The sequence below is a fragment of the Sulfuricaulis sp. genome (genome assembly GCF_049587675.1).
Lineage (GTDB): Bacteria > Pseudomonadota > Gammaproteobacteria > Acidiferrobacterales > Sulfurifustaceae > Sulfuricaulis.
In genome coordinates, this window is sequence record NZ_JBAVEJ010000280.1 from 1 (window position 1) to 3,625 (window position 3,625).

Consider the following 3,625-nt stretch of genomic DNA (forward strand, 5'->3'; position numbering starts at 1 on the left):
GTGCATGCCGAATGAGGCAGGTGTGTCGGTGGAGACGATCCAGAAACTCGGCGGAAAATTTCCAATCCTTGGCGTTTGTCTCGGGCACCAGAGCATCGGTCAGGCCTATGGCGGAAAGATCATACGGGCCAAACAACTGATGCATGGCAAAACCTCGATGATTCATCATGCCGGGAAAGGTGTGTTTTCCGGGCTGCCGAATCCGTTCGAGGCCACACGCTACCATTCGCTGGTGATCGAGCGCAGCAGTATCCCGGAGGTTCTGGAAATCACCGCCTGGACCGACGACGGCGAGATCATGGGTGTGCGGCACAAGACCCTGCCGGTCGAGGGCGTGCAGTTTCATCCGGAGTCGATTCTCACGCAGTACGGCCACGAACTGCTGGCGAATTTCCTGAAGAGCCAGCGGCGCGCGGCCTAGCGTCGCGTTCCACTTATCTGAGTAGGCCAAGCCCGCGTTTCGCCATGCACGAGTCAATCCATCACGCTCATCACCGTCATGGCCTGTGGCTGTCATTCACCGTGGCGCTGCTCGCGATGCTGGCGCCGTTCAGCATCGATACTTACCTGCCGTCATTTCCGGACATCGGCCGGGAATTTTCCGTGTCGTCGGTGGTGTTGCAGCAGACCCTGAGTTTCTATCTTCTAGCGTTCGCCACGATGATGCTGGTGTACGGGCCGCTTTCGGATGCCTACGGGCGCAAAACCGTGGTGCTGGTATCCACGGCGGTATACGTGGCCACCTCGATCGGCTGCGCGCTGGCCCCGAACATTCACTGGCTGTTGCTAATGCGCATCGGCCAGGGAATATCGGCCAGCGGCGCGCTGGTGGTGGGCCGTGCCATCATCCGCGACGCCTTTGCCGGCGCCGCGGCGCAGCGCGTGATGTCTCAGGTGATGCTGATTTTCGCGCTCGCACCCGCGGTGGCGCCGATCATCGGCGGCTGGCTGCACGATGCCTTCGGCTGGCGTTCGGTGTTCTGGTTCCTGGTGTTGCTCGGCCTCGCGGTGTGGTTGTGGTCGGCATTTTTCCTGCCCGAAACTCTGCCGCCGGTGGGCCGGCAGTCGGGACATCCGCGCATTATCGCGCGCGCTTATTGGAAGGCGCTGGGCACGCCACGCTTCATGATTCTGATTGCGACCCTGGCGTTCAATTTCGGCGGATTTTTTCTATACGTCGCGGGTTCGCCCGATGTGATGTACCGACACCTGCATTATGGAGCTGATGACTTCGGACGGCTGTTCATCCCTCTGGTGACCGGTTTGATGCTCGGTGCCTTTATATCGGGACGGATCGCGGGACGTTTCACGCATGAGCAGGCCGTCACCGCGGGCTTCGCGCTCATGCTCGCGGCGGCGGTGGTGAATCTGGTCCTGGCGTTATGGTTGACGCATACGGCGTTCACGATCATTGTCCCGGTCGTCATTTACGCCACCGGGATGTCGCTGGCCATGCCGAATCTGAGCCTGCTCGCGCTCGACGTATTTCCCGCGCACCGTGGTCTGGCCTCGGCCTTGCAGGGCTTCGGTCAGGCCGGCTTCAATGCCGTGGTCGCGGGCGTGCTGGCGCCGCTGCTTTCCAGCCGGGTGGAGTTCCTGGCCGGCGGCATGCTTATGCTCAACCTCGTGGGTTTGGGATTGTGGTGGTTCTGGCGCCGCCGCGAGGAGACCGTGGAGCCGGTGCCGGTTTTGCCTTGACCGGCATCGCGGTTCAGCGACAGAATCCATCCCGTTTGCCATTTTCATCATCGAGAGAATTTCATGGACATGCCTTCCGCCATCCGCGCCGCGATCGAACGGCGCCATCTGTCCGGCGCCGAGATGCGCGAGGTCATGCGTCTGATCATGACCGGGCAGGCCACGCCGGCGCAGATCGGAGGTTTTCTCGTGGGATTGCGCACCAAGGGCGAGACCGTGGAGGAAATCGCCGCCGCCGCCGAGGTAATGCGCGAACTCGCCACGCACGTGGGCGTCAGCGGTCCGCATCTGGTGGACACCTGCGGCACCGGCGGCGATGGCGCCAGCACCTTCAATATCTCGACCGCCTCCGCCTTCGTGGTGGCGGCGGCGGGCGGCAAGGTGGCCAAGCACGGCAACCGCTCGGTGTCGAGCAAGTCCGGCAGCGCCGACGTGCTCGAGGCCGCGGGCGTGAACCTGGATCTCACGCCCGATCAAGTCGCGCGCTGTGTCAACGAGGTGGGCGTGGGGTTCATGTTCGCACCCAAACATCATGGGGCGATGAAGCACGCCATCGGCCCGCGGCGCGAGATGGGCGTGCGCACCATTTTCAATTTGCTAGGGCCCCTGACCAATCCGGCGAACGCCCCTAACCAGGTGCTCGGTGTGTTTTCAGATCAATGGGTAGAACCGCTGGCGGAAGTGTTGCAGCGGCTCGGGAGCGAGCATGTGCTCGTGGTCCATGCCGAGGACGGCATGGACGAGATCAGCATCGGTGCGCCCACGCACGTCGCAGAGTTGAAGGAAGGGCGGGTGCGGGTTTTCTCCATCCAGCCCGAGCAGTTCGGCGTCCAGCGCAGTGATGCATCCAGACTGGCCGTCACGAGCCCGGCCGAAAGTCTTGCGATCATTGAATCAGTGCTGAACGACAAGCCCGGACCCGCGCGCGATATCGTCGCGCTCAATGCCGGGGCGGCAATCTATGTTGCCGGACTCGCGCCCGATCTCGGCACCGGCGTCAAAACCGCGCTGGAAGTCATCGCCAGCGGCGCGGCCACGAAAAAGCTGCATGATCTCGTGGCCCTGAGCAAAAAACTGTCAGCAAAGTGAACGATACCCCTGACATTCTCCGGAAGATCCTGGCGCGCAAGCGCGAGGAGATAGACGCGCGCGCCAGCCGCCTGCCGCTCCCGGCGCTGCGTCAACGTACCGGATCCACGCCTGCTCCGCGCGGCTTTTTACAGGCGATTCGGAACCGGCTTGCCGCCGACCGTCCCGCGGTCATCGCCGAGATCAAGAAGGCGAGCCCCAGCAAGGGCCTGCTGCGCGCGGATTTCCGGCCGACCGACATCGCCAGGAGTTATGAACGCCACGGCGCCACCTGCCTGTCGGTGCTGACCGACGTGGACTTTTTCCAGGGCGCCGACGAGCATCTGCAGCAGGCGCGCGCCGCCTGCGCGTTGCCGGTGCTGCGCAAGGATTTCACCATGGATGCATATCAAGTGTACGAAGCGCGCGTCATCGGCGCCGACGCCATCCTGCTGATTGTCGCCGCCCTGGAGGATTCGCGGATGCGCGAACTCGCCATGCTCGCGACGGATCTGGGCATGGATGTACTGGTGGAGGTGCATGATGAACGCGAACTCGATCGCGCGCTGGCCCTTGATACACCGTTGATTGGCATCAACAACCGCGATCTGCGCACTTTCAAGACTAACCTGGAAACGACCTTCAGCTTGCTCAAGAAAATTCCGCCGGATCGCATCGTGGTGACCGAGAGCGGAATCGGCACGCCCGGGGACGTCGCGCTTTTACGGGCGCAAGGCGTAAATGCCTTTCTGGTGGGCGAGACCTTCATGACGGCCGACGATCCCGGCGCGAAATTGGAAGAATTATTCAATGTTTCGACACCGCGTCGGGAGAGGAAATCATGAAAGCAACCATCAAG

Annotated in this window: 4 protein-coding genes; all 4 read left to right on the top strand. The window is 62.5% G+C overall.

Annotated features, from left to right (window positions below):
• Window positions 1-421, top strand: a 421-nt coding sequence (locus tag WB402_RS14415; protein ID WP_424209043.1) for an anthranilate synthase component II, incomplete at its 5' end; no start/stop codon positions are given.
• A 44-nt stretch (window positions 422-465) separates the two neighbouring features.
• On the top strand, window positions 466-1,698 hold the full coding sequence (locus tag WB402_RS14420) for a multidrug effflux MFS transporter (RefSeq protein WP_424209045.1): 1,233 nt from the start codon (window positions 466-468) through the stop codon (window positions 1,696-1,698).
• A 63-nt stretch (window positions 1,699-1,761) separates the two neighbouring features.
• Complete coding sequence (gene trpD / locus WB402_RS14425; protein WP_424209047.1) at window positions 1,762-2,787, top strand: anthranilate phosphoribosyltransferase; 1,026 nt, start codon at window positions 1,762-1,764, stop codon at window positions 2,785-2,787.
• Entirely contained in the window at window positions 2,784-3,611 is an 828-nt protein-coding gene (gene trpC, locus WB402_RS14430; protein WP_424209049.1) for an indole-3-glycerol phosphate synthase TrpC, read from the top strand. Before trpD ends, trpC begins: the two co-directional genes overlap by 4 nt.
• Window positions 3,612-3,625: the final 14 nt, after the last annotated feature.